Source organism: Gammaproteobacteria bacterium (assembly GCA_017999615.1).
In the GTDB taxonomy this organism is placed as follows: Bacteria; Pseudomonadota; Gammaproteobacteria; order JAABTG01; family JAABTG01; genus JAGNLM01.
Genome location: JAGNLM010000007.1, coordinates 71,171 through 93,344 on the forward strand (window position 1 = coordinate 71,171; position 22,174 = coordinate 93,344).

Here is a 22,174-nt window from a genome sequence, read left to right on the forward strand (position 1 = left end):
CCTCGGTCTCAGAAGTTGTCTTTGTTGGCCGCGCGCTTGCGCGCCTCTTCGCGGCTCACCAGACCCTTGCGCGAGAGCTCCTGCAGGTTCTGGTCGAGGGTCTGCATCCCGAACTGCTGGCCGGTCTGGATCGCCGAGTACATCTGGGCAATCTTGTTCTCGCGGATGAGGTTCCGGATGGCCGGCGTGCCGATCATGATCTCGTGGGCCGCGATGCGACCCCCGCCGATCTTCTTCAGCAGCGTCTGGGAGATGACCGCGCGCAGGGACTCCGACAGCATCGCCCGGATCATGTCCTTCTCGGCCGCAGGGAACACGTCGACGATGCGGTCGATGGTCTTGGCCGCGGAGCTGGTGTGCAGGGTTCCGAAGACCAGGTGGCCGGTTTCCGCCGCGGTGAGCGCGAGCCGGATGGTCTCCAGGTCGCGCATCTCGCCCACCAGGACGATGTCCGGGTCCTCGCGCAGGGCCGAGCGCAGCGCTTCGTTGAAGCCGAGCGTGTCGCGGTGCACCTCACGCTGGTTGATGAGGCACTTCTTGCTCTCGTGCACGAACTCGATCGGGTCCTCGATGGTGAGGATGTGCCCGTACTCCGAGTTGTTCTTGTAGTCGATCATCGCCGCGAGCGTGGTCGACTTGCCGGAGCCGGTGGGGCCGGTGACGAGCACGACGCCCCGGGGGTTGTCGGAGATCTGCTTGAAGATCGAGGGGGCGTTCAGGTCCTCGAGGGTCAGGATCTTCGACGGAATCGTGCGGAAGACCGCGGCCGAACCGCGGTTCTGGTTGAATGCGTTGACGCGGAAGCGGGCGAGCCCCGGGATCTCGAAGGAGAAGTCCGTCTCCAGGAACTCCTCGTAGTCCTTGCGCTGCTTGTCGTTCATGATGTCGTACACGAGGTCGTGCACGACTTTGTGCTCGAGGGCCGGGACGTTGATGCGGCGGATGTCCCCGTCGACGCGGATCATGGGGGGCAGGCCGGCCGACAGGTGCAGGTCCGAGGCCCCGTTCTTCACCGAAAATGCGAGCAGCTCACCGATATCCATGGACAGTCGACACCCCGTTGCGGGCCTCGCGCCGGCAGGCGCAACCGAAGGACGGTATCGGCCAGGCGCGGTCGAAGTATAGTCCCAACGGTCCGCGGGCAGGGTCTTGCGCCCGGGCCCGCGGCGGGTCGATTCCGGGCGCTGGGGCCCTGGGAGGTGGCGTGATGCAGGACGTAGCAGCGGCGTTGCAGGCGGTGCACACACGGGTCCGGGCGGCGGAGGAGCGCTTCGGGCGCGTGCCCGGCTCGGTGGCGCTCCTCGCGGTCAGCAAGACCCGCCCCCCGGAGGACCTCCGGGCGGCCTTCGTCGAGGGGCAGCGGGCCTTCGGCGAGAACTACGTGAGCGAGGCCCTCGGGAAGATGGCATCCCTCGGGGACCTGGCGATCGAGTGGCATTTCATCGGCCCGGTCCAGTCCAACAAGACCCGCCCCATCGCCGAGCGCTTCGCGTGGGTCCACAGCGTGGACCGGGAGAAGGTCGCCCGGCGGCTGGCGGAGCATCGCCCCGCGGGGCTGCCTCCCCTCCAGGTTTGCGTGGAGGTGAACGTGAGCGGGGAGGAGAGCAAGTCCGGGGTGGCGCCGGGCGAGCTGCCGGCGCTGGCGCGCACGGTGGCTGCACTCCCGCGGCTGCGCCTGCGGGGGCTGATGGCCGTGCCCGCGCCCGAGGAGGACTTCGAGCTCCAGCGCCGGGCGTTCCGGCGCCTGCGGGAGCTCTTCGAGGGGCTCCGGGGCGAGGGCCTCCCGCTCGACACCCTGTCCATGGGCATGAGCGGCGACCTGGAGGCGGCGGTGGCCGAGGGCGCGACCCTGGTGCGGGTGGGCACGGCGATCTTCGGTCCGAGGTGAGCCGGACTCCGTGCTATGCTCGCGCACTCGCGCGGGAGGGCGCCATGAGCAGGCAGGTCATCGCGTTCATCGGTGGCGGCAACATGGCCGCCAGCCTAGTCGGGGGGTTGGCCGCCGGAGGGTGGCCGCCATCGGACATCCGCGTCGCGGAGCCGCGGGCCGAGCGGCGCGCGGAGCTGACGGGGCGCTACCCTATCGACGTCCTCAGCGACAACGGGGACGCGGTCGCGGGGGCCTCCGTGGTGGTGCTGGCGGTCAAGCCCCAGGTGCTGCGCGCGGTGACGGCCGCGCTCGGGCCCCGGCTGCGGGAGCAGGGGGCGCTCGTCATCTCCATCGCCGCGGGTGTGCGCGAGCCTGACATCCGCCGCTGGCTCGGCTACGACGCGCCGGTCGTGCGCACCATGCCCAACACGCCCGCGCTGGTGCGCAGCGGGGCGACCGCACTCTTCGCCAACCCCTTCGTCAGCCCCGCCCAGCGCGACCTCGCCGAGTCGGTCCTGCGCGCCGTGGGCATGACCCTGTGGGTCGAGGACGAGGCCCTGATGGACGTCGTGACGGCGCTCTCCGGGAGCGGGCCCGCCTACTTCTTCCTGGTGATGGAGATGCTGGAGGAGGCGGGGGTGAGCCTCGGGCTGGAGCGGGAGACGGCCCGGCTGCTGACGCTCGAGACCGCGCTCGGCGCGGCCCGCATGGCGATCGAGTCGAGCGAGGACCCGGCCACCCTGCGGGCGCGGGTGACCTCTCCCGGGGGCACCACGGAGCGCGCCGTGGCGCGCCTGGAGGCCGCCGGCGTGCGGGCCGCCTTCCGGGAGGCGGTCGCGGCCGCCCGGGCGCGGTCGGCGGAGCTCGGTGAGAGCCTGGGGGCGGACCGGTGAGGGACTCCTACCTGACGGACGCCCTGGCGTTCCTCGTCACCACCGTCTTCGACCTCTACATCCTGGTGGTGATGCTGCGCTTCCTGTTCCAGTGGGTGCGCGCGGACTTCTACAACCCGGTCTCGCAGTTCGTGGTGCAGCTCACCAACCCGCCGCTGCGCTTCCTGCGGCGCTTCGTCCCGGGGCTCGGGGGCGTGGACCTGGCGGCGCTGGTGCTGATGCTCGCGCTCAAGTTCCTGGAGCGCTGGGTCGTGCTGGGCATCCAGGGGGTGGGGGCGGGCCCCGCGGCGGCCCTGGTCCTGGCCGTCGCGGACCTGGTCGACCTGGCCATCAGCGTCTTCATGGTGTCGGTCCTGGTCCAGGTGCTCCTCAGTTGGGTGGCGCCGAACACCTACAACCCGGCGGTCGGGCTCATCCGTGACCTGAACGCCCCGCTCAACCGGGTGACGCGGCGCATCCTGCCGCCCGTCTCGGGCTGGGACCTGTCGCCCATCCTCATCCTGGTCGTCCTGCAGCTCGCCTCCCTGCTCGTGGTGGCCCCGGTCCGCGACCTGGGCCGCTCCCTGCTGTGACGGTTCCTGCCTGGTGCCGGCACGAGGGCGGGGCCCTCGTGCTGGCGCTGCGCGTCCAGCCGCGGGCGAGCCGGGACGAGGTGATGCCCCCCCTCGGTGACCGCCTGAAGGTGCGGATCACCGCGCCGCCCGTCGAGGGCGCGGCCAACGCCCACCTGACGAGGTTCCTCGCCGAAGAGTTCGGGGTCCCGGCCTCCCGGGTCGAGGTCATCGCCGGGCACGCGGGCCGGGAGAAGCGGGTGCGCGTCACCGGCCCCCGCCGCCGCCCCCCCTGGCTCCCGGAGCCCTGCCTCCCCGGCTAGGGCGCTGGGGGAAGGTGCCCCGCCGCGCCGCCTCAGGTCCCGTACCGCTCCCGGTAGGCCCGGACGTCCGCGAGGACCTGGCTCATGCCGGGCTGACCCTCCAGCCACGTGATCAGCTGGTCCAGCGCCACGATGCTGCGCACGGGGATGCCGAAGCGCTGCTCGACCTCGGCGACCGCCGACTGCGGGCCGGTGCCTCGCTCCTGCCGGTCGAGGGCGATGCAGACACCGGCGACGCGCGCCCCGGACGACTCGATCAGGTCGACCGATTCCCGCACGGAGGTGCCCGCGGAGATGACGTCGTCCAGGACCAGCACGCGCCCGGACAGCGGGGCGCCGACCACCCGGCCGCCCTCGCCGTGGTCTTTCGCCTCCTTGCGGTTGAAGGCGAAGGGCACGTCGCGCTCGTGCTGCTCGGCGAGCGCCACCGCGGTGGCCGCGACCAGGGGGATGCCCTTGTAGGCGGGGCCGAACAGCATGTCGAACCCGATGCCCCAGTCGACGACCGCCTGGGCATAGGCCCGGCCGAGCTGCGCCAGGGCCGCGCCGGTGTTGAACAGACCGGTGTTGAAGAAGTAGGGGCTCTCGCGCCCCGACTTCAGGGTGAATCGCCCGAACCGCAGCACCTCGCGGCGCAGGGCGAGCTCGACGAACGCGCTCTGGTAGCTCTTCATCGCGACCTCGGGGGTGGTGACCGCGGGAGTCTAGCCGATGTGCCCGCGGGCGGTCCCGCGCGGCGCCGGGCGCCGGAACGGGCCCGTTGGGCCGAGGCGGGTCGAACCGCTAGACTGGTACCCCGTGCCCCCGAGGCACTGCCCCGAACCGTTGCCCGTACCCGAGCCAGCACCCGAGCCAGCACCCCACCCGGCACGCCAGCCCTGAGTCCCCGATGCCCGAGCCCCTGCAATTGATCTCCGCCGCCCTCGTGGGCCTCCTGGGCGGCGTGCATTGCGTGGGCATGTGCGGCGGGGTCGTCGGGGCGCTCGCGTTCACGCTTCCGCCCGAGCGCCGGGCGTCCCTGGGGCGGACGCTGCCGTACCTGCTCGCCTACAACGCCGGGCGGATCACGAGTTACGTCCTGGCCGGTGCCGCTTTCGGGGCCCTCGGGGCGGCGGCGGTCTCCGGTCTGGGGGGGCTCAAGCTCGCCGAGGCGGCGCTCTCGGTGCTGGCCGGGGCGTTCATGGTCGTACTCGGCCTGTACCTCGCGGGGTGGTGGCAGGGCCTCGCCCGTCTGGAGCAGGCCGGGAGCCACCTCTGGCGGCGGCTGCAACCCCTCGGGCGGCGGCTGGTGCCCGTGCGCTCGGCCCGGGACGCCTGGCTGCTCGGGGTGGTCTGGGGCTGGCTCCCCTGCGGCCTGGTCTACAGCGTGCTGGTGTGGGCGCTCTCCGCCGGCTCGGCGGCCGGGGGCGCGCTCCTGATGGCGAGCTTCGGCCTGGGCACGCTGCCGACGCTGCTCGCCCTGGGGGCTGCGGCGGCGCGGCTCACGCCGCTCCTCCAGCGTCCTGCGGTGCGCGCCTTGGCCGGGGCGCTGGTGGCGGCTTTTGGGGTGGTGCAACTCTGGCGGGGCCTCGCGGGCCTCTGACGGGGAAGGGGACCGCCCGGGGCGGGGCAGGCTCAAAGGACGCCGGGGCCTGCCGACTAAGGGGCCTGCCGACTAACTGAGGTCACGCGTGTGAGGATCCTCCCATGAATCGGACGCCTGCGTGGGCCCGCTGGATCGGCCTCTCGGTGATGGTCTGCCTGGGCCTGCCCGTCGTCGCCGCGGGCCCCCGCGCCCCCGGCCCCGCCATCAAGTGCTGGGTCAACAAGGACGGCCTGCGGGAGTGCGGCAACGTGGTGCCCCCCGAGTACACCCAGGGCGGCCACTCGCAGGTCACGCGCGCCGGCACGGTCCGGGAGGTGGAGGGCGCGAAGACCCCCGAAGAGGTGGCGGCCGAGCGCCAGCGCGCCGAGGCCGAGCAGGCGGACCGCCAGCGTGCCTCCGAGCGGGCGGCCCAGGACCGGGTCTTGCTGCACACCTTCACCACGGAGGAGGACCTGGTGCTCACCCGTGACGGCAAGCTTGCGGTGATGGAGTCCCGGGTTCGTCTCCTGGAGGGGCGCATCGCCGACCTCGAGAAGAATCATCACCAGCTGCAGGAGCAGGCGGCCCTGGAGGAGCGGGCCGGCAAGTCGATGTCCGCCAGTCTGCGCGAGGACCTGCTCCAGGTAGACCGCCAGATCGCCGACCACCGCCAGTTCGTCGCGGACCAGCGGCGCGAGCAGGGCGAGATCCGGTCGAAGTTCGAATCCGACGTGCAGCGCTTCCGGGCCCTGAAGAGCGGCGCCGTCAAGCCGGGCGACCCCTAGGGGGGCCACCGCGGGCCCTACAGGGCGAGCCTCCCCTGCAGGGCGCGCAGGCGCGCCCTGCGCACGGCCCAGTCCGGCATGTGGGCCGCCACCAGCCCCCAGAAGGCGCGCGAGTGGTTCAGGTGGCGCAGGTGGCAGAGCTCGTGGAGCAGCACGTAGTCCACCAGGGCGGAGGGCACCAGCAGCAGCCGCCAGTTCAGGCTGATGGTCCCGAGGCTCGAGCAGCTGCCCCAGCGCGTGCGCTGGCCGCGGACGACGACCCGGGATGGCCGCAGGCCGAGGGGCTGTCCGATGGCCGCCAGCCGGGCCGGCAGCTCCCGGCGCGCCTCGCCCCGCAGCCAGTGCTCGAGGGCGGCCCGCAGCGTCGTCTCGCCGGCGTCCGGCGCCGAGAGTTGGAGCTCGGCGCCTGCGCGGCGCACCACGGTCCGCGCCCCCGTCCTCACCCGCAGGGTCAGCGTCTCGTCGAGCAGCGGCAGCGGGGCCCCGTCGACCAGGGGGGTGCGGCTCACGGGGGAAAGAGCGCCGTGGAGAGCACGCGCCACTGATCGTCCCAGGTCTCGAGGGGCGAGCGCTGGAAGCGGCTGCGCGCGAACTGGACCAGGCGGCCCTCCACGACCGCCACGAGCAGCCCCGCGACCGCGGGCACCGGCGCGGGCCAACGTCTCCCCGTCGCGGCCTCCGCCTCGCGCAGGACCTGCTTCACCTGGGTCTCGATCCGGTTGAAGAACTGCACCGAGCGCTGCTGCAGGCGCTCGTGCTCGCCCACCAGGGCGTCGCCGAGCAGGACCCGGGTGATCCCGGGGTTGCGCTCGGAGAAGCCCAGCACGAGGCGGAGCACGCGGTCGCAACGGGCCTTCGGGTCCGGCTCCTCGGCCAGGATCCGCGTGACCAGGCTGAACACCGAGTCCTCGGCGAAGGCGATCAGGGCCTCGAACATCTTGGCCTTGCTCGCAAAGTGCCGGTACAGTGCCGCCTCCGAGACACCCACCACGGCGGCGAGGCGTGCGGTGGTGATGCGGTCGCCCGGGCTCGTCTCCAGCTCCCGGGCGAGCGCCTCGAGGATCTGCTGGCGCCGGGGCGGGTGCCCTTCCGGGTGCCCCTCGAGGATCACCCGGCGGGCCCCCGGGACCCGCGGATGATGGTGCCGACGCCTTCGTGGGTGAAGATTTCGAGCAGCACGGCGTGCTCGACCCGCCCGTCGATGATATGGGCGGCGCGCACGCCCGCGCGGATGGCCTCGAGCGCGCAGCGCACCTTGGGCAGCATGCCGCCCGAGATGGTGCCCTCGGCGATGAGGGCGTCCACCTGGGGACCGTCGAGGCCGGTCAGCACGTTGCCCTCGGCGTCGAGCACGCCCCGCGTGTTCGTGAGCAGGATGAGCTTCTCCGCGCTCAGGGTCTCGGCGAGCTTGCCCGCCACGAGGTCGGCGTTGATGTTGTAGGCGTGCCCCTCCTCGCCGACCCCGATGGGCGCGATCACCGGGATGAAGTTCCCCCGCACCAGCATGTCCACCACGGCCGTGTCGATGCTCGCGACCTCGCCCACGTGCCCGATGTCGATGATCTCGGGTGCCTGCATCTCGGGGGTCTTGCGGGTGACCCGCAGCTTGCGGGCGTGGATGAGCCCGCCGTCCTTGCCGGTGAGCCCCACCGCCGCCCCGCCGTGGCGGTTGATGAGGCTCACGATCTCCTTGTTCACCAGCCCGCCGAGGACCATCTCCACCACGTCCATGGTCTCGCTGTCGGTGACGCGCATCCCGTCGACGAACTGGCTCTGCTTGCCGATGCGTGCGAGCAGCTGTCCGATCTGCGGACCGCCCCCGTGGACCACGACGGGGTTGATGCCCACCAGCTTCATCAGCACCACGTCCCGGGCGAAACCGCTCTTCAGGGCCTCGTCGACCATGGCGTTGCCGCCGTACTTGATGACGATGGTCTTGCCGGTGAAGCGCTGGATGTAGGGCAGGGCCTCGGTGAGGACCCGGGCGATCTGCATCGCGTCGGCCTGGCTGAGGGACATGGGGTGGCTCCGTCCTGTGGTCGGATCAGAAGGGCAGCTGCAGCTCCGGGTCGACCGCCCGCAGCGCGGCCGCGAAGCGGCCCTGGATGCGCCGCAGGGCCGCGTCGTCGTCGCCCTCGAAGCGCAGCACCAGGGCCGGCGTGGTGTTGGAGGCCCGCACCAGGCCCCAGCCGTCGGGCCAGTCGGCCCGCAGGCCGTCCAGGGTGGTGAGCCGGGCCCCCTCGAAGGCGTCGCCCCTGAGCCGGGAGAGCAGCTCGAGGGCCGCGCGGGGGCTCATGGGGACCCGCAACTCCGGGGTCGCCGACCCGGTGGGCAGCTTGGCGAACACGGCGGCGGGGGGCGCGCCGCGTCCCCGCAGGATCTCCATCAGGCGCGCGCCGGCGTAGAGGGCGTCGTCGAAGCCGTACCAGCGGTCCCGGATGTAGACGTGCCCGCTCAGCTCGCCGCCGAGGGGAGCGCCGGTCTCGCGCATCTTGGCCTTCATGTACGCGTGCCCGGACCTGCAGACGACCGGCTTGCCGCCGAGCTTGGCGATGACCTTGCCCAGGCGCGCGCTCGACTTGACGTCGTAGACCACGGGCGCGCCGGGGTTGCGGGAGAGCACGTCGAAGGCGTAGAGCATGAGCAGGCGGTCCGGCCACACGACCGAGCCCTGCCCGTCGACCACGACCAGCCGGTCGCCGTCTCCGTCGAAGGCGATCCCGAGGTCCGCCCGGCTCTCGCGCACGACGCGGACGAGCTCCCCCAGGTTCTCCGGCTGGGTCGGGTCGGGCGCGCCGTACGGGAGCGCCCCGTCCACCTGGCAGCGCACCTCGACGACGTCGTGCCCGAGCGCCCGGTAGAGCCGCGCAGCCAGCTCCCCGGCGACCCCGCCCGCCCCGTCGACCGCCACCCGGTAGGCGCCGCCGAGCGCCGCGGGGATGTCCTCGGTCACCCGGCGGATGTACTCCGCGTCCATCTCGAGGGACTGCACGGAGCCGACGCCCGTGACCAGGTCGCCCGCCTCGAGCCGCTGGCGCAGGGCCGCGACCGCCGGACCGGCGAGGGTCTCGTCGCCGAGCACGACCTTGAAGCCGTTGTAGGCGGGCGGGTTGTGGCTGCCGGTCACCATCACCCCGCTGTGGGTGTCCAGGTACTCGGCGGCGAAGTACAGGACCGGGGTCGGGACCTGGCCCACGTCGATGACGTCGCGCCCGCTCTCCACCAGTCCCTCGATCAGGGCCTGCGCGAGCTCGAAGCTCGAGGCCCGGCCGTCGCGCCCCACCACGAGGGCCTGCTGACCGCGGTCGTAGGCCTCGCTCCCGACGGCCCGGCCGATGGCCCTCGCCGCGGCGGCGTCGAGGGTGTCACCGACCACCCCGCGGATGTCGTAGGCGAGGAAGATCGAGGCGTCCGGCAGGCCCTTCTTCTCCGTGGGGCCGGGCGGGGTCTGCGGTTCGAGCCGCTCCGCGGAGGAGATTTCCTCCACGGTGAGGAGCGGGGGCGGTCCCTCGGGCTGGTGCTGCGAGGACGGCCGGTCCGCCTCGAATGGCGCGCCGGTGTCGGCGGGCTCCAGGTGCGCCTGCTCCGCGGCTTGCGCCAGCCGGCGCCGGCGGACCTCCCAGGCGATGACGGCCCCCGTTAACAGCGACAGGGCAACGGCCCCCGCCACCCAGACCCAGGGCCCCGTCGCGCCGGACTCCCCCGTCTCCGGGGCGCGGACGGCCCCCGGGACGCGGTAGGCAACCCGCCAGGCGGTGCCCGGGATCTCCCGGGCCAGCGCGGGCGCCGTGGAGGGGTTCCCCCGCCGCGCCACGACGACCGGGGCGGCCCGGTCCACCGGCTGGATGACCTCCACCGAGCCGCCGGTCCAGGGTGCCGTGTCCAGCAGGCGCTGGACCCAGACGGGGCGCAGGCTGAAGAGGGCGTGGCCGGTGAGCGCCCCGTCGGCCCCGCTGAGGCGCACCACGTAGACGAGCTGTTCCTGCTCGCTGCCGAGGAGCTGGCCCTCGAGCGCAGGGGCCTTGCCCTCCGCCTCCGACCGGCGCAGGAGGCTCAGCGAGGCGTAGGTGAGCGGAGGCTGACTGTCGTAGTCGGGCTGGCTGTGGCCGCGCGGCAGCAGCCAGACCCGCAGGACGTCCGGGTGGCTCTTCGCCAGGCGCTGCTCCGCGGCCCTCGTGGCCGTCGCGTCGGGCCCTGCCAGGGGTGCCGTCGCCTCGCGCTCGACGGCCGCGCGCAGCGGCCCGAGCTCTCCGGTGAGGGCTCCCCCGAGCCAGGCGGCCAACTCGGTCGCCTTCTTCTCGGCCCCGGCATCGGCACGGGCGGCCCCGGGGGCGACGGCCAGGCAGCCGGCAGCGAGGAACAGGAGCGCGGCCCGGGTGGTGCTCAGCGCGCCGTGCCGCGCTCTCGGTCTGGAAAGTGGGCTGTCCATGGCACCTCCCGGCGCCGGCGGTCTCTCCATCGTGCGGTCCTAGCCCCGTCCGGAGGAGCCGAACCCCCCCTCGCCGCGCTGGCTGGGCTCGAAGCCCTCGACGACCTCGAAGTCCACCCGCAGCACCGGCAGGAAGACGAGCTGCGCGATGCGCTCGCCGGGCTGGATCGAGTAGGCCTCGCGGCCGCGGTTCCAGCACGAGACGTATACTTGTCCCTGATAATCCGAGTCAATCAGGCCCACCAGGTTCCCGAGCACGATGCCGTGGCGGTGTCCGAGGCCCGAGCGCGGCAGGACGACGGCGGCGACGCCTGGGTCACCGATGTGGACCGCGAGTCCGGTGGAGATCAGGTGGGTCTCTCCGGGCGCGATCGTCAGGGGCGCGTCCAGGCAGGCACGCAGGTCGACCCCCGCGGAGCCGTCCGTCGCGTACTCCGGCAGGGGAAATTCGCGCCCCAGGCGGGGGTCGACGAGCTTAAGTGCGACCCTGGGCACCGAGCCGTTCCCCGATGAGCGCCACGAGCTCCCGGCCGAGCACCGTCTTGGGGGCCCGGCCGAGCCGCCGGGCCCCGCCCTCCCAGTAGACGTCGAGCTCGTTCTCGTCGGCGTCGAAGCCGGACCCGGGCACGCCGACCCGGTTGGCCGCGATGAGGTCGAGCCCCTTGCGCTCGAGCTTGTGCCGGGCGTTGGCCTCCAGCTCCTCGGTCTCGGCCGCGAAGCCCACCAGGAAAGGGCGCCGGGGCAGCCCGGCCACCCAGCCCAGCACGTCGGGCGCGGGCTCGAGCGTCAGGGTGAGGGGCGCTGCGCTGCGCTTGACCTTCTGGGGGGAGGGCTCGCGGGGGCGGTAGTCGGCGACCGCGGCTGCCGCGACGAAGACGTCGGCCCCGCCCGCGTGGGCCTGGACGGCGCGCAGCATCTCCTGCGCCGTCTCCACGCTCACCCGCTCGGTCCCCTCGGGGGCGGCGAGCCCCACCGGGCCGCTCACCAGGACGACGCGGGCGCCGGCCCGCGCCGCGGCTGCGGCGATGGCGTAGCCCATCTTCCCCGAGCTGCGGTTGGACAAGTAACGCACCGGGTCGAGCGGCTCCCTCGTGGGTCCCGCGGTGACGAGGACCGTGCGCCCGGCAAGCGGGCGCGGGGCCTGGCGGTCGGCGACCCAGGCGGCGATCGCCTCCGGCTCCAGCATGCGCCCGGCCCCGCTCTCCCCGCAGGCCTGGTCTCCCTCGGCGGGGCCGAGCACGTGAACGCCGCGCCCGCGCAGAACCTCGACGTTGGCGCGCGTGGCCGGGGCCTCCCACATCCGGTGGTTCATCGCGGGGGCCACGGCGATGGGCGCCGTCGTGGCGAGGCACAGGGTGGACAGCAGGTCGCCGGCCAGGCCCGCGCCGAGCCGGGCGAGGAAGTCCGCGGTCGCCGGCGCGACCAGCACCAGCTCGGCCCAGCGGGCGAGACCGATGTGGTCCAGGCCGGATTCCTCCGCCGGGTCCAGCAGCGCGTGGCGGACCGGGCGGCCGCTGAGGGCCTGGAAGGTGAGGGGGGTGACGAAGGCGCGGGCCGCGTCCGTCATCACCACCTGGACGTCGGCGCCGGCCTTCTTCAGCGCGCGCACGAGCGCGGCGGCCTTGTACGCGGCGATGCCGCCGGTCACTCCGAGCAGGATGCGCTGGCCGCCGAGGGAAACCATGCTGACGCTAGTCTAAACGTTCCTGCGCAGAGGGAGGGAATCGACGATGGCGCCGGGTGCGCTCCTGGCCGAGGCTTGAGGGCAAACCGCCACGGACGGGAGGTCCCCGTGCCCATCACGGATTGGCCGGAAGGGGAGAGGCCCCGGGAGAAGCTGCTCGAGCGCGGGCCGGCCGCGCTCTCGGACGCGGAACTGCTGGCGCTGTTCCTGCACACCGGGGTGCGGGGCAAGACCGCCGTCGACCTGGCACGGGAGCTCCTCGCCGACCTCGGGGGTCTGCGGGGCCTGCTCGAGGCCGAGGCCAGCGAGCTCTGCGCGCGCCCCGGGGTCGGCCGGGCCAAGTACGCGCTGCTGCGCGCGGCGCTCGAGGTGGGGCAGCGCCACCTCGAGGCCCGTCTCGCCCGGGGTGACGCCCTGGCGAGTCCCGAGGACGCCCGGCGGTTCGTGACCCGGCGCCTGCGCCACCAGCCGCGCGAGGTCTTCGCCTGCCTGTTCCTCGACAACCGCCATCGGGTGATCGTCTTCGAGGAGCTGTTCTTCGGCACCATCGACGGGGCGACCGTGCACCCCCGGGAGGTGGTGCGCCGCGCGCTGGCCCACAACGCCGCGGCCCTCATCCTCGCCCACAATCACCCCTCGGGGGTCGCCGAGCCGAGCCGGGCGGACGAGCTCGTGACCCGGCGCCTGCGGGACGCCCTCGCGCTGGTCGACGTCCGGGTCCTCGACCATCTGGTGGTCGGAGACGGGGAGGTGGCCTCCTTCGCGGAGCGCGGGCTGCTGTAGGCTTCGCGTTCGCGTTCGCGTTCGCGTTCGCGGTCCGGGCCGCCGCCGCGGGGGCGCCCTCACCGCCGCCGGGCCCGGCCCTTGCTCGACGAGGTTGAACACCCGCCGGGCCGGTGGTATAAAACGCGGCTCCCGGTAGGCCGTGATGGCGGCCCCCCCAAGAGGAAATGGTCATGTCGAGAGTCTGCCAGGTCACCGGCAAGGGCCCCACGGCGGGAAACAACGTCTCCCACGCGAACAATCGGACCCGCCGGCGCTTCCTCCCGAACCTGCACACCCACCGGTTCTGGGTCGAGAGCGAGAAGCGGTGGGTCAAGCTGCGCCTCAGCCGTTCCGGCCTTCGGCTGATCGACAAGCGCGGTATCGACGAGGTCCTCGCCGACCTGCGCAAGCGCGGCGAGAAGGTCTGAGGGTCCAGCCATGCGCGACAAGATCAAGCTCGTGTCCAGCGCCGGAACGGGGCACTTCTACACGACGACCAAGAACAAGAAGACCACCCCCGACAAGTTGGAGATGAAGAAGTTCGACCCCGTCGTGCGCAAGCACGTGGCCTACAAAGAGGCGAAGATCAAGTAGGCACTGGTGGTCCGAGACACAAGAAGCCCGCTTCGAGCGGGTTTTTTGTTGGGCGCCCTGGAGGAACCCCATGCCCGCCCCCCGCACGCCCGCCGTGACCGTCGACGTGGTGATCGAGCTCCGGGACCGGCCTGACCGTCCGGTCGTCCTCGTCCGCCGCAGGAACCCGCCCCCGGGCTGGGCCTTACCGGGGGGCTTCGTCGACCTCGGGGAGACCCTCGAGCAGGCCGCGGTGCGCGAGGCCCGCGAGGAGACGGGACTGGAGGTGCGGCTCGAGGCCCTGCTCGGCTGCTACTCGGACCCCCTGCGCGACCCCCGCGGGCACACGGTGAGCGCGGTCTACGTGGGGAGCGCGACGGGCGACCCGGTGGCGGCCGACGACGCGGCGCTGGCCGAGGCCTTCGCCATCGACCGGCCGCCCTCCGAGCTCGCCTTCGACCACGGACTCATCCTGCAGGACTATCGGGTCTACCGGGAGACCGGGCGTCCTGCGCCCCTGCGCTCTGCCGGCTTGGCAGGGAAGCCCCGGGCCGAAATAATACCGACCCCATGAGCGACGACATCCTGGTCCGGGTCGAGGGGCTGGAGCGCTACTACGGCGAGCGCCCGGCGGTGGGCGGCGTCACCTTCCAGGTCCGCCGCGGCGAGGTTCTGGGCTTCCTCGGGCCGAACGGCGCAGGCAAGTCCACGACCATGCAGATCATCGCCGGCGCCCTGGCGCCGAGCGCGGGGCTGGTCCTGGTCGACGGGGTCGACATCCTGGACGAGCCCCTGAAGGCCAAGGCCCAGGTCGGCTATCTGCCCGAGCAGCCGCCGCTCTACCGGGAGCTCACGGTCGACGAGTACCTCGGCTACTGCGCCCGGCTGCACCGGGTGCCGCGGGGCCGGGTCGCCGAGGTGCGCGAGCGTGTCAAGGCGCGCTGCGGGCTGACCGACGTGGGCCGGCGGCTCATCGGCAACCTGTCCAAGGGCTACCAGCAGCGCGTCGGGATCGCCCAGGCGGTGATTCACTCGCCCGCGGTGGTGATTCTCGACGAGCCCACGGTGGGCCTCGACCCGATCCAGATCCGGGAGATCCGCGCCCTCATCCGCGAGCTGGGGGGGGAGCACAGCGTCATCCTTTCCACCCACGTCCTGCCCGAGGTCCAGAGCGTCTGCGACCGGGTCCTCATCATCCACCAGGGCCGCCTCGTGCTCGACGAGCGGGTCGACCGGCTGGCGCTCGGGCTCGCGGAGCCGGCCCTGCGGGCGACCCTTCGCCGCCCACCGGCGGAGGCGGAGCTGCTGGACCTGCCGGGCGTGCTCGAGGCCGAGGTGGGGGAGGGGGGGCGGGTGACGCTGCGCTTTCGCGAGGGGGAGGACCCCACGCAGTCCCTGGTGGCCCGCGCGGTCGCGAACGGCTGGGGGCTGGTGGAGCTCGCGCCCCAGCGGCGCTCGCTCGAGGAGGTTTTCGTGCAGCTGACCTGCGGTGAGGACGGCGCCCACGCCCCTGCGGCGGGAGGGCGCGGCGTGAACGCGGCCGTTGCCCCGGTGCGGGAGGGCGCCCCATGATCGGCGCCATCGCCGCCCGCGAGCTCCGCGGGCTGTTCCTGTCCCCCCTGGCCTGGGCCATCCTCGCGGCGATCCAGCTGGTCCTCGGCTACGTCTTCCTCATTCAGGTGGAGGTCTTCCTGCAGTGGCAGGGGCGGCTGGCCGCCATCGAGGGCGCGCCGGGCCTGACGGAGATCGTCGCGGCGCCGCTCTTTCGCACCGCCGCCGTCGTCCTGCTGCTCGTCGTCCCGCTCCTCACCATGCGCCTGCTGAGCGAGGAGCGCCGGACCCGCACGGTGGTGCTCCTGCTCTCCGCGCCCGTCTCGATGACCGAGATCGTGCTCGGCAAGTACCTGGGGCTGATGGGGTTCCTGCTGGTGGTGCTGGGGCTCGTCGGGCTGATGCCGCTCTCGCTGCTCGCCGGGGGGAGCCTGGACCCCGGCCTGTTCGCCTCTGGCCTGCTCGGGCTGCTCCTGGTGGTCGCGAGCTTCGCCGCCGCGGGGCTCTTCCTGTCCTCCGTCACCGACCAGCCGACCGTCGCCGCCATCGCCACCTTCGGCTTCCTGCTCCTGCTCTGGATCCTGGACTGGGCCGGCAGCGGCGGCACGGAGACGCAGAGCGCCCTGCTCGGCTACCTGTCCCTGCTGACGCACTACGACTCGCTCCTGCGGGGCGTCTTCGACACCCGGGACGTGGCGTACTACCTGCTCTTCACCTTTGCCTTCCTGGCCCTGACCGTGCGGCGCCTGGACGCCGACCGGCTGCAACCGTGAGCTACCGACCGCGAGGGGTGCACCGCCCATGCGCGTGACCCGCAAGTCCCGTCTTCGCCTGAGGCTGGAGAACCTGGTCTTCTACGGCCTGTTCCTCGGCGCGATCGGCCTGCTGGCCTTCCTGAGCACCCGCTACCACGTCCAGCGGGACTGGACGGTGAGCGGGCGCAACACCCTGTCCGAGGCGAGCCAGGCCCTCCTCGGGCGCCTGGAGGGGCCGGTCGCCATCACCGCCTACGCGCGCGAGGACGAGGTGCTCCGGGGCCGCGTCCGGGACCTCGTCGACCGCTACCGGCGCCACAAGCGGGACCTCACGCTCTCCTTCGTGAACCCCGACACCGCCCCCGACCGGGTGCGCGAGCTCGGGATCGCGGTGGACGGCGAGCTGGTGGTGGAGCTCGGGAGGCGCAAGGAGCACGTGCAGACGCTCTCCGAGCAGGCCCTCACCAACGCCCTGCAGCGGGTGGCCCGGGGCGGCGACCGCCACGTGGTTTTCCTCACTGGCCACGGGGAGCGCGACCCCAGCGGCCAGGCCAACCACGACCTGCGGGACTGGGCCCGTCAGCTGGAGCAGCGGGGCCTCAAGGTGGAGACGGTCCACCTGGCCGAGACCGGTGCGGTGCCCGAGCACACCAGCGTGCTCGTGATCGCGGGTCCCCAGGTGAAGCTGCTGCCGGGCGAGGCCGTGCTCCTGCTCGGCTACCTCGAGCACGGCGGCAACCTGCTGTGGCTCGCGGACCCGGGTGGTCTGCAGGGCCTCGAGGCCCTGGCCCAGCAGCTCGGGGTCGAGCTGCAGCCGGGGACCATCGTGGACCCCACCACCCAGCTCTTCGGGATCGACAACCCCGCGATGACCCTGGTCACCCAGTACCCGTTGCACGCGGTGACCGAGCAGTTCGACCTGGTGACGGTGTTCCCGATGGCGGCCGGCCTGACGGCCCGCCCGGTTGCCCCCTGGCAGTCCGAGCCCCTGCTGACGACGGCGGGGCGCGCCTGGTCAGAGACGGGCGAGCTCGCCGGCGAGGTCCGCCTCGATCCCGGCAAGGACGTGGAGGGGCCGCTCGACGTGGGCATCGCGCTCACCCGGTCCCGGGAGTCGGCGCAGTCTGCCGACGCCTCGCCGGGGGCGGTGGCGCAGTCCAGCGCGACCCAGCGGGTGGTGGTCCTGGGCGACGGTGACTTCCTCTCGAATGCGTTCCTCGGGAACGGCGGCAACCTCGACCTGGGGCTCAACCTGATCAACTGGCTCTCGAGCGACGACGAGCTCATCGCCATCCCCGCGCGGACCTCGCCGGACACCCAGCTGGTCCTCTCCGAGGTCGCGGTGGCGGCCATCGGCCTCGCGTTCCTCGCCGTGCTGCCCCTCGGGCTCGCGGCGGCCGGCTTCGTGATCTGGTACCGCCGACGGAGGCGCTGAACGTGTCGCGCCGGGCCGCCCTGAACCTCCTGCTGCTGGGTGCTGTGGCGGCCCTCGCCGCACTCGTGTTCCTGCAGCCCGGCATCGAGACACCGCCCCCGGTGCCCACGCTCACCGACCGGGCCCCAGAGTCGGTCGCCCGGCTGCGCATCGAGCGCCCGGGGCAGACGGCAGTCGTCCTGGAGAAGCGCGAGGGCGGCTGGCTCATGCTCGAGCCCCTGTCCCTCCCGGCCAACGGCTTCCGCATCCAGACCCTGCTCGAGGTGCTGGGGGCCGCGACGGAGCGCAGTTACGCGGCGCAGGACCTGGAGCTCGCCCGCTTCGGCCTCGATCCGCCGCGGGCCTCGCTCGTCCTCGACGACCTGCGCCTGGACTTCGGGGACACCGAGTCGCTGAGCGGCCGGCGGTACCTGCGGGTCGGGGACCGGGTGCACCTCGTCACCGACCGGTTCTATCACCCGACCGTCTCCGGTGCCCCGGGCTTCGTCCACCTGGGGCCCCTCGGCCCCGAGCCCGAGCCCGTCGCCATCGAGGTTCCGGAGCTGACGCTGCGCCTTCAGGAGGGACGCTGGGTGGCGGAGCCGGAGCACCCCGAGGCCGGCGCCGACGCGGTCCAGGGGCTGGTGGACGCCTGGCGCACGGCCCAGGCCATCACCGTGCGTGCCCTCGAGCCCCCCGGGGCCGGACGCCCCGCCGCCGTCACGCTGAAGGGGAAGGAGGCGCCGCTGCGCTTCCTGGTGAGTGAGACCCCCCACGCCCTGGTGCTGGCGCGCCCCGATGCCGGGGTCCAGTACCACCTCCCTGTGGAGTCGGGGGACCGCCTGCTGCGCCTGCGCGCGCCCGCACCGCCGGGGGATGCCGCCGTGATCGACGGTGCCGAAGGTCCGGAGGGCCCCGGGGAAAGCCCCGGTGGCTCCGAGGGCGGCTCTGGTGTCCCGGGCGAAGGTCCAGGAGGGCCCGACGAGGCGAGGGAGAGGGCGGAGGAGAGCGCGAGACCCCGCTGAAACGCCGGGTCCCGCTTCACGCTGGGTCGGCAGGTCTCGGGGGCTGTCGGTTGAGCGCGGTCTCCTCGGCGATCGCCTGGTCGAGCTCCGACTCGATGTCGTCTTCGACGACCGGCGGCTCGCCCGGCCCGCTGCTCGTGCCGGTGCCCTCGCCCGTGTCCGTGGTCTCGCTCTCGGCGCCAGTCGCAGGCCCGGTGATCGCCGGGATGCGGGAGACGGGGTGCGCCCCCGCCCTGGCCTCTGCTTCCGCTTCCCGCTTCGCCTGTGCCCGGGCGGTGACGCGCGCCAGGAAGATCCCCGCCTCGAACAGCACCACCATGGGCAGGGCCACGAAGGTCTGGGAGAAGACGTCCGGCGGCGTGATGACCATGCCGACGACGAAGGCCCCGACGATGAAGTAGGGGCGGATCCGGGTCAGGGTCTCCACGGTGGTGAACCCGGTCCAGATCAGCAGGAGCACCGCGATCGGGACCTCGAACGCGACCCCGAACGCGAAGAAGAGGGTCAGGACGAAGTCCAGGTACTTGCTGATGTCGGTCATCACCGTGACCCCCTCGGGGGCGGTCGCGGTGAAGAAGCCGAAGATGATCGGGAAGACCACGTAGTAGGCGAAGGCCATCCCCAGGTAGAAGAGCAGGATGCTGCTGACCAGGAGCGGCAGGGCGAAGCGGCGCTCCTTCTGGTAGAGGCCCGGTGCGATGAAGGCCCAGGCCTGGTAGAGGATCACCGGCATCGCCAGGAACACGGCGGCGACCAGGGCGAGCTTGAACGGGGCCAGGAAGGGTGAGGCGACCTCGGTCGCGATCATCGTCGCGCCGGCCGGCATGTGCCGGAGCAGCGGCTCGGCGAGATAGGAATAGAGGCGGTTCGCGAACGGCAACAGGATGACCACCCCGCCGAGCACGGCGAGGACCATCCGCAGCAGCCGGTCCCGGAGCTCCAGCAGGTGCCCCAGGAACGGCATCTCGCCGACGGTCTGGTCAGGCGCGGGCGGGTCCGTCGGGGCCATCGGCGGCGGACTGGGTGGGGGACTGGGTTGGGCTCTCCCCGGTGTCACTGGGCGCCGGTACGGGTGCCGGAGCAGGCTGCTCGTCGGCCAGGGCAGGCGGCGCGGGGAGTGTCGGGGATGGCTCGGCGGCAGCCGCCGGGCCGGGGATCGCCGGGGCCGCCGGCGTTGTTCCCGCAGCGTCCGTCTCGGGCAGGGAGATGGTGGGGATGTCGACCGAGGCGTTCAGCTTGTCGGCGGTCGCCTGGAGCTCCTTCTTCGTCTGCTCCAGGACGTCGTAGGCCCCGCGGAACTCGGGCCGTTGGTCCAGCATCTTCTTCAGCTCGCCGGCGCGCATCTCCCGCTCGAGGTCGGACTTGAAGGTGCTCGCCATGCGCCGCGCGGCGCCGAGCCAGCGCCCCGCGGTGCGGGCGAGCTCGGGGAGCCGTTCCGGCCCCACGACGACCAGGGCCACGACCCCCACCAGGACGAGCTCCCAGAAGCCTACTTCGAACACGAGGCGTTACCCGATGAGCAGGAGAGGTGGCCCCAGGGGCCGCCCGTCAGACCCGCTCCTTCGCCCGGGTCTCCGCCGAGGCCGACTTCTGCGCCTCGTTGGGGGGCAGCCGTCCGGGCTCACCCGGCTCGGCAGGCTTGGCTTCCTCTTCCTCTCCGCTGCGCATCGAATCGCGGAAGTTCTTCAGCGCCGCGCCCACGTCACCGCCGAGGTTGCGCAGCTTGCTGGTGCCGAACAACAGCACGATGATCACCAGCACGATCAGGAGCTGCCAGATACTGATTCCGCCGAGTCCCATGTCTCTCTATCCTCGCACTGAATCGAGCCCGGCCGCCCGCGTGTGGGCGGACGCCGGCCCCTGTGACCGGGCGGCCTTCTCCGCCAGCCCGGACAATCCGAATCGCCGCTCGAGCTCGGAGAGGACCGCTTCCGGTCCGAGGCCGAGGTGAGCGAGCATCACCAGGGTGTGAAACCAGAGGTCGGCCGTCTCGCGCACGACCGCCTCCCGTTCGCCACCCTTGGCGGCAATCACCGTTTCGGTGGCCTCTTCGCCGACCTTCTTCAGGATCGCGTCGAGCCCCCGCGCGTACAGGCTGGCCACGTAGGATGCCGACGGGTCCGCGCCCTTGCGGGCTTCGAGGGTCTGGGCCAGGCGCGCGAGCACCTCGCTCAAGACGGCCCCGGCCCCTTGCCGTAGATCGCCTCCGGCGCCTTGCGCACCGGATCCACCGCAACCCAGGCGTCCGCCTGCAATTGCCGGTAGAAGCAGCTCTCGCGCCCGGTGTGGCAGGCAATCCCGCCGACCTGTTCCACCGCCAGCAGGACCGTGTCCCCGTCGCAGTCGAGTCGGATGTCCCGGACCCGCTGCACGTGGCCGGACTCCTCGCCCTTGCGCCAGAGCGCGCGGCGAGAGCGCGACCAGTATACGGCGAGACCCTCGCGGGCCGTGAGGGCCAGCGATTCCCGGCTCATCCAGGCCATCATGAGCACCCGCCCGCTCTCGGCGTCCTGGGCGATGGCGGGCACCAGTCCGTCCGCCGTCCAGCGGACCTGATCCAACCAGTCTTCGTTCACGGCCTCGATGCCTGTTGCAGTATTAGCGAACCATCATACCGCAAACGAATCCGGGGGAAGGGGGCGGGCCGTCCCTCGGGCTTGACCCCCGGTGGTGCCGGTCGGGAGAATCCGGGCCCTCCAGCCACTCGGTCGGTGCCGGCATGACAGGGCAGGGGATGAGGGTCTACCAGGTCGGCGGCTCGGTGCGGGACCGGCTGCTCGGGCTCCCGGTCCAGGACCGGGACTGGGTGGTGGTCGGCTCCACCCCCGAGGCCCTGCGCGCCCTCGGTTACCGCCAGGTGGGCCGGGATTTCCCCGTCTTCCTGCACCCCGAGACCGGCGAGGAGTACGCGCTCGCGCGCACCGAGCGCAAGACCGCCCCCGGCTACCGCGGCTTCGCCGTCCACGCCGACCCCGGCGTCACCCTCGAGGAGGACCTCCGGCGCCGGGACGTGACCGTCAACGCGATGGCCCTCGACGAGGGGGGCGAGCTGATCGACCCCTTCGGCGGCCGCGAGGACCTGCGGCTGCGGCGGCTGCGCCACGTCTCGCCCGCGTTCGTGGAGGACCCCGTGCGCATCCTGCGCGTGGCCCGGTTCGCCGCTCGGCTGGGCTTTTCGGTCGCGGCCGAGACGTTCGCGCTGATGCGCGCGATGGTCGAAGCGGGGGAGGTGGACGCCCTCACCCCCGAGCGGGTCTGGACCGAGCTCGAGCGGGCGCTCGCCGAGGCCGACCCGGGGCGCTTCGTCGACGTGCTGCGCGAGTGCGGCGCCCTCGCGCGCCTCTTTCCAGAGCTGCAAGCGCTCTTCGGAGTGCCCCAGCGGGCGGAGTACCACCCGGAGGTGGACACGGGGGCGCACGTCCTCCTGGTGCTCGCCCAGGCGGCCAGGCTCTCGCCCGACCCGCTCGTGCGCTTCGCTGCTCTGGTCCACGACCTCGGCAAGGGAACCACGCCGAGCGGGGAGTGGCCGCGCCACGTGGGCCACGAGGACCGGGGCGCGGCGCTGGTGGGGGCCCTCTGCGAGCGCTATCGCGCGCCGGTGGAGTTCCGGGAGCTGGGGGTGCTGACCGCGCGCCTGCACGGTCTCTGCCATCGGGCGCTGGAGCTGCGCCCCGAGACCGTGCTGCGGCTCCTGGAGTCGGCCGACGCGTTCCGGCGGCCCGAGCGCTTCGAGCGGATGCTGCTCGCGTGCGAGGCGGATTTCCGCGGCCGGGCGGGGTGGGCGGACCGGCCCTACCCCCAGGGCGACGCGCTGCGCTCGGCGCGCACCGCAGCGGCGGCGGTACAGGCGCGGCCGCTCGTCGACCAGGGCCTCTCCGGCCTGACCCTCGCGAGCGCCCTGAGGGGGCTGCGGGTCGCCGCGATCCGGGGGGCAAGACCCGCGGCGTAGGGAGCGCCGAGGGACCCTCCCCGCGCGGGCTCGCCGGCGCGGG

The 22,174-nt window shown here is 73.0% G+C and carries 28 protein-coding genes; 15 read left to right on the forward strand and 13 right to left on the reverse strand.

Annotation, left to right across the window (positions count from 1 at the left end):
- Positions 1–8 precede the first annotated feature (8 nt).
- Complete coding sequence (locus KA217_07830; protein MBP7712356.1) at positions 9–1,043, reverse strand: type IV pilus twitching motility protein PilT; 1,035 nt, start codon at positions 1,041–1,043, stop codon at positions 9–11.
- A 164-nt stretch (positions 1,044–1,207) separates the two neighbouring features.
- Between KA217_07830 and KA217_07835 the strand changes: the two genes are divergently transcribed.
- Genes KA217_07835 through KA217_07850 form a run of 4 tightly spaced genes read left to right on the forward strand, consistent with a single transcriptional unit; the run spans position 1,208 to position 3,637 of the window.
- Positions 1,208–1,888, forward strand: a complete 681-nt coding sequence (locus KA217_07835) for a YggS family pyridoxal phosphate-dependent enzyme (protein ID MBP7712357.1) — start codon at positions 1,208–1,210, stop codon at positions 1,886–1,888.
- Positions 1,889–1,932: 44 nt separating this feature from the next.
- Positions 1,933–2,763: a pyrroline-5-carboxylate reductase gene (locus tag KA217_07840; protein MBP7712358.1), complete on the forward strand. Its 831-nt coding sequence runs from the start codon at positions 1,933–1,935 to the stop codon at positions 2,761–2,763.
- On the forward strand, positions 2,760–3,335 hold the full coding sequence (locus KA217_07845) for a YggT family protein (GenBank protein MBP7712359.1): 576 nt from the start codon (positions 2,760–2,762) through the stop codon (positions 3,333–3,335). The genes KA217_07840 and KA217_07845 overlap by 4 nt, the downstream gene beginning before the upstream one ends.
- Positions 3,332–3,637: a YggU family protein gene (locus KA217_07850; GenBank protein MBP7712360.1), complete on the forward strand. Its 306-nt coding sequence runs from the start codon at positions 3,332–3,334 to the stop codon at positions 3,635–3,637. Before KA217_07845 ends, KA217_07850 begins: the two co-directional genes overlap by 4 nt.
- A 32-nt stretch (positions 3,638–3,669) precedes the next feature.
- Here the strand turns inward: KA217_07850 and pyrE are convergent, their stop codons facing one another.
- Entirely contained in the window at positions 3,670–4,311 is a 642-nt protein-coding gene (gene pyrE / locus KA217_07855; protein ID MBP7712361.1) for an orotate phosphoribosyltransferase, read from the reverse strand.
- 215 nt (positions 4,312–4,526) lie between these two features.
- On the opposite strand from pyrE, the gene KA217_07860 reads away from it, so the two are divergent.
- Both KA217_07860 and KA217_07865 read left to right on the forward strand, forming a co-directional pair.
- Positions 4,527–5,219, forward strand: a complete 693-nt coding sequence (locus tag KA217_07860; GenBank protein MBP7712362.1) for a sulfite exporter TauE/SafE family protein — start codon at positions 4,527–4,529, stop codon at positions 5,217–5,219.
- A gap of 104 nt (positions 5,220–5,323) precedes the next feature.
- Positions 5,324–5,986, forward strand: a complete 663-nt coding sequence (locus tag KA217_07865) for a hypothetical protein (GenBank protein ID MBP7712363.1) — start codon at positions 5,324–5,326, stop codon at positions 5,984–5,986.
- A 17-nt stretch (positions 5,987–6,003) separates the two neighbouring features.
- On the opposite strand, the gene KA217_07870 is transcribed toward KA217_07865, so the two are convergent.
- The 6 genes from KA217_07870 to coaBC all read right to left on the reverse strand — a co-directional run bounded on the left by KA217_07870 (position 6,004) and on the right by coaBC (position 12,099).
- Positions 6,004–6,495: a M48 family metallopeptidase gene (locus tag KA217_07870; protein MBP7712364.1), complete on the reverse strand. Its 492-nt coding sequence runs from the start codon at positions 6,493–6,495 to the stop codon at positions 6,004–6,006.
- Complete coding sequence (gene slmA / locus KA217_07875) at positions 6,492–7,094, reverse strand: nucleoid occlusion factor SlmA (protein ID MBP7712365.1); 603 nt, start codon at positions 7,092–7,094, stop codon at positions 6,492–6,494. Before slmA ends, KA217_07870 begins: the two co-directional genes overlap by 4 nt.
- Positions 7,094–8,005, reverse strand: coding sequence for an acetylglutamate kinase (argB, locus tag KA217_07880; protein MBP7712366.1), 912 nt, complete (start codon positions 8,003–8,005; stop codon positions 7,094–7,096). Before argB ends, slmA begins: the two co-directional genes overlap by 1 nt.
- Before the next feature lie 25 nt (positions 8,006–8,030).
- Positions 8,031–9,404, reverse strand: a complete 1,374-nt coding sequence (locus KA217_07885) for a phosphomannomutase/phosphoglucomutase (GenBank protein MBP7712367.1) — start codon at positions 9,402–9,404, stop codon at positions 8,031–8,033.
- A 1,050-nt stretch (positions 9,405–10,454) separates the two neighbouring features.
- A complete protein-coding gene (gene dut / locus KA217_07890; protein ID MBP7712368.1) occupies positions 10,455–10,910 on the reverse strand; it encodes a dUTP diphosphatase in 456 nt (151 codons plus the stop codon).
- Positions 10,891–12,099: a bifunctional phosphopantothenoylcysteine decarboxylase/phosphopantothenate--cysteine ligase CoaBC gene (coaBC, locus tag KA217_07895; protein ID MBP7712369.1), complete on the reverse strand. Its 1,209-nt coding sequence runs from the start codon at positions 12,097–12,099 to the stop codon at positions 10,891–10,893. Before coaBC ends, dut begins: the two co-directional genes overlap by 20 nt.
- A gap of 108 nt (positions 12,100–12,207) precedes the next feature.
- Here coaBC and radC point away from each other — a divergent pair, with 108 nt between their 5' ends.
- The 8 genes from radC to KA217_07935 all read left to right on the forward strand — a co-directional run bounded on the left by radC (position 12,208) and on the right by KA217_07935 (position 18,182).
- Entirely contained in the window at positions 12,208–12,882 is a 675-nt protein-coding gene (gene radC, locus KA217_07900; GenBank protein ID MBP7712370.1) for a DNA repair protein RadC, read from the forward strand.
- Positions 12,883–13,055: 173 nt separating this feature from the next.
- Complete coding sequence (rpmB, locus tag KA217_07905; protein MBP7712371.1) at positions 13,056–13,292, forward strand: 50S ribosomal protein L28; 237 nt, start codon at positions 13,056–13,058, stop codon at positions 13,290–13,292.
- Positions 13,293–13,302: 10 nt separating this feature from the next.
- Positions 13,303–13,458, forward strand: a complete 156-nt coding sequence (rpmG, locus tag KA217_07910; GenBank protein MBP7712372.1) for a 50S ribosomal protein L33 — start codon at positions 13,303–13,305, stop codon at positions 13,456–13,458.
- Positions 13,459–13,528: 70 nt separating this feature from the next.
- Complete coding sequence (locus KA217_07915; protein MBP7712373.1) at positions 13,529–14,011, forward strand: NUDIX hydrolase; 483 nt, start codon at positions 13,529–13,531, stop codon at positions 14,009–14,011.
- Positions 14,008–15,009: an ATP-binding cassette domain-containing protein gene (locus tag KA217_07920; GenBank protein MBP7712374.1), complete on the forward strand. Its 1,002-nt coding sequence runs from the start codon at positions 14,008–14,010 to the stop codon at positions 15,007–15,009. Before KA217_07915 ends, KA217_07920 begins: the two co-directional genes overlap by 4 nt.
- Positions 15,006–15,761, forward strand: coding sequence for an ABC transporter permease subunit (locus KA217_07925; GenBank protein ID MBP7712375.1), 756 nt, complete (start codon positions 15,006–15,008; stop codon positions 15,759–15,761). The genes KA217_07920 and KA217_07925 overlap by 4 nt, the downstream gene beginning before the upstream one ends.
- Before the next feature lie 28 nt (positions 15,762–15,789).
- The gene (locus KA217_07930; GenBank protein ID MBP7712376.1) at positions 15,790–17,178 is read left to right on the forward strand and encodes a Gldg family protein; all 1,389 of its coding nucleotides are present in this window, start codon (positions 15,790–15,792) and stop codon (positions 17,176–17,178) included.
- 2 nt (positions 17,179–17,180) lie between these two features.
- Positions 17,181–18,182 carry a hypothetical protein gene (locus KA217_07935; GenBank protein MBP7712377.1) on the forward strand — a complete coding sequence of 334 codons (1,002 nt, stop codon included), beginning with the start codon at positions 17,181–17,183 and terminating at the stop codon, positions 18,180–18,182.
- Between the two features lie 16 nt (positions 18,183–18,198).
- Here KA217_07935 and tatC read toward each other — a convergent pair whose 3' ends face one another.
- Genes tatC through hisI form a run of 5 tightly spaced genes read right to left on the reverse strand, consistent with a single transcriptional unit; the run spans position 18,199 to position 20,758 of the window.
- A complete protein-coding gene (tatC, locus tag KA217_07940) occupies positions 18,199–19,191 on the reverse strand; it encodes a twin-arginine translocase subunit TatC (GenBank protein MBP7712378.1) in 993 nt (330 codons plus the stop codon).
- Positions 19,163–19,684 carry a twin-arginine translocase subunit TatB gene (gene tatB, locus KA217_07945; GenBank protein ID MBP7712379.1) on the reverse strand — a complete coding sequence of 174 codons (522 nt, stop codon included), beginning with the start codon at positions 19,682–19,684 and terminating at the stop codon, positions 19,163–19,165. Before tatB ends, tatC begins: the two co-directional genes overlap by 29 nt.
- Before the next feature lie 46 nt (positions 19,685–19,730).
- The gene (gene tatA, locus KA217_07950) at positions 19,731–19,982 is read right to left on the reverse strand and encodes a twin-arginine translocase TatA/TatE family subunit (protein MBP7712380.1); all 252 of its coding nucleotides are present in this window, start codon (positions 19,980–19,982) and stop codon (positions 19,731–19,733) included.
- A gap of 6 nt (positions 19,983–19,988) precedes the next feature.
- Positions 19,989–20,357 (reverse strand): phosphoribosyl-ATP diphosphatase, encoded by a 369-nt coding sequence (locus KA217_07955; protein MBP7712381.1) that lies wholly within the window; start codon positions 20,355–20,357, stop codon positions 19,989–19,991.
- Positions 20,354–20,758 (reverse strand): phosphoribosyl-AMP cyclohydrolase, encoded by a 405-nt coding sequence (gene hisI, locus KA217_07960; GenBank protein ID MBP7712382.1) that lies wholly within the window; start codon positions 20,756–20,758, stop codon positions 20,354–20,356. The genes KA217_07955 and hisI overlap by 4 nt, the downstream gene beginning before the upstream one ends.
- A gap of 158 nt (positions 20,759–20,916) precedes the next feature.
- Here hisI and KA217_07965 point away from each other — a divergent pair, with 158 nt between their 5' ends.
- Complete coding sequence (locus tag KA217_07965) at positions 20,917–22,131, forward strand: multifunctional CCA addition/repair protein (GenBank protein MBP7712383.1); 1,215 nt, start codon at positions 20,917–20,919, stop codon at positions 22,129–22,131.
- Positions 22,132–22,174 lie beyond the last annotated feature (43 nt).

Bases quoted from the DNA above. Each gene is read 5' to 3' on its own strand.
- KA217_07860 (MBP7712362.1), top strand. From the start codon at position 4,527: ATGCCCGAGCCCCTGCAATTGATCTCCGCCGCCCTCGTGGGCCTCCTG.
- KA217_07915 (MBP7712373.1), top strand. From the start codon at position 13,529: ATGCCCGCCCCCCGCACGCCCGCCGTGACCGTCGACGTGGTGATCGAG.
- coaBC (MBP7712369.1), bottom strand. From the start codon at position 12,099: ATGGTTTCCCTCGGCGGCCAGCGCATCCTGCTCGGAGTGACCGGCGGC.
- KA217_07840 (MBP7712358.1), top strand. From the start codon at position 1,933: ATGAGCAGGCAGGTCATCGCGTTCATCGGTGGCGGCAACATGGCCGCC.
- KA217_07965 (MBP7712383.1), top strand. From the start codon at position 20,917: ATGAGGGTCTACCAGGTCGGCGGCTCGGTGCGGGACCGGCTGCTCGGG.
- KA217_07835 (MBP7712357.1), top strand. From the start codon at position 1,208: ATGCAGGACGTAGCAGCGGCGTTGCAGGCGGTGCACACACGGGTCCGG.
- KA217_07920 (MBP7712374.1), top strand. From the start codon at position 14,008: ATGAGCGACGACATCCTGGTCCGGGTCGAGGGGCTGGAGCGCTACTAC.
- rpmB (MBP7712371.1), top strand. From the start codon at position 13,056: ATGTCGAGAGTCTGCCAGGTCACCGGCAAGGGCCCCACGGCGGGAAAC.
- KA217_07930 (MBP7712376.1), top strand. From the start codon at position 15,790: ATGCGCGTGACCCGCAAGTCCCGTCTTCGCCTGAGGCTGGAGAACCTG.
- KA217_07830 (MBP7712356.1), bottom strand. From the start codon at position 1,043: ATGGATATCGGTGAGCTGCTCGCATTTTCGGTGAAGAACGGGGCCTCG.
- argB (MBP7712366.1), bottom strand. From the start codon at position 8,005: ATGTCCCTCAGCCAGGCCGACGCGATGCAGATCGCCCGGGTCCTCACC.
- KA217_07865 (MBP7712363.1), top strand. From the start codon at position 5,324: ATGAATCGGACGCCTGCGTGGGCCCGCTGGATCGGCCTCTCGGTGATG.
- pyrE (MBP7712361.1), bottom strand. From the start codon at position 4,311: ATGAAGAGCTACCAGAGCGCGTTCGTCGAGCTCGCCCTGCGCCGCGAG.
- KA217_07925 (MBP7712375.1), top strand. From the start codon at position 15,006: ATGATCGGCGCCATCGCCGCCCGCGAGCTCCGCGGGCTGTTCCTGTCC.
- tatC (MBP7712378.1), bottom strand. From the start codon at position 19,191: ATGGCCCCGACGGACCCGCCCGCGCCTGACCAGACCGTCGGCGAGATG.
- rpmG (MBP7712372.1), top strand. From the start codon at position 13,303: ATGCGCGACAAGATCAAGCTCGTGTCCAGCGCCGGAACGGGGCACTTC.
- tatA (MBP7712380.1), bottom strand. From the start codon at position 19,982: ATGGGACTCGGCGGAATCAGTATCTGGCAGCTCCTGATCGTGCTGGTG.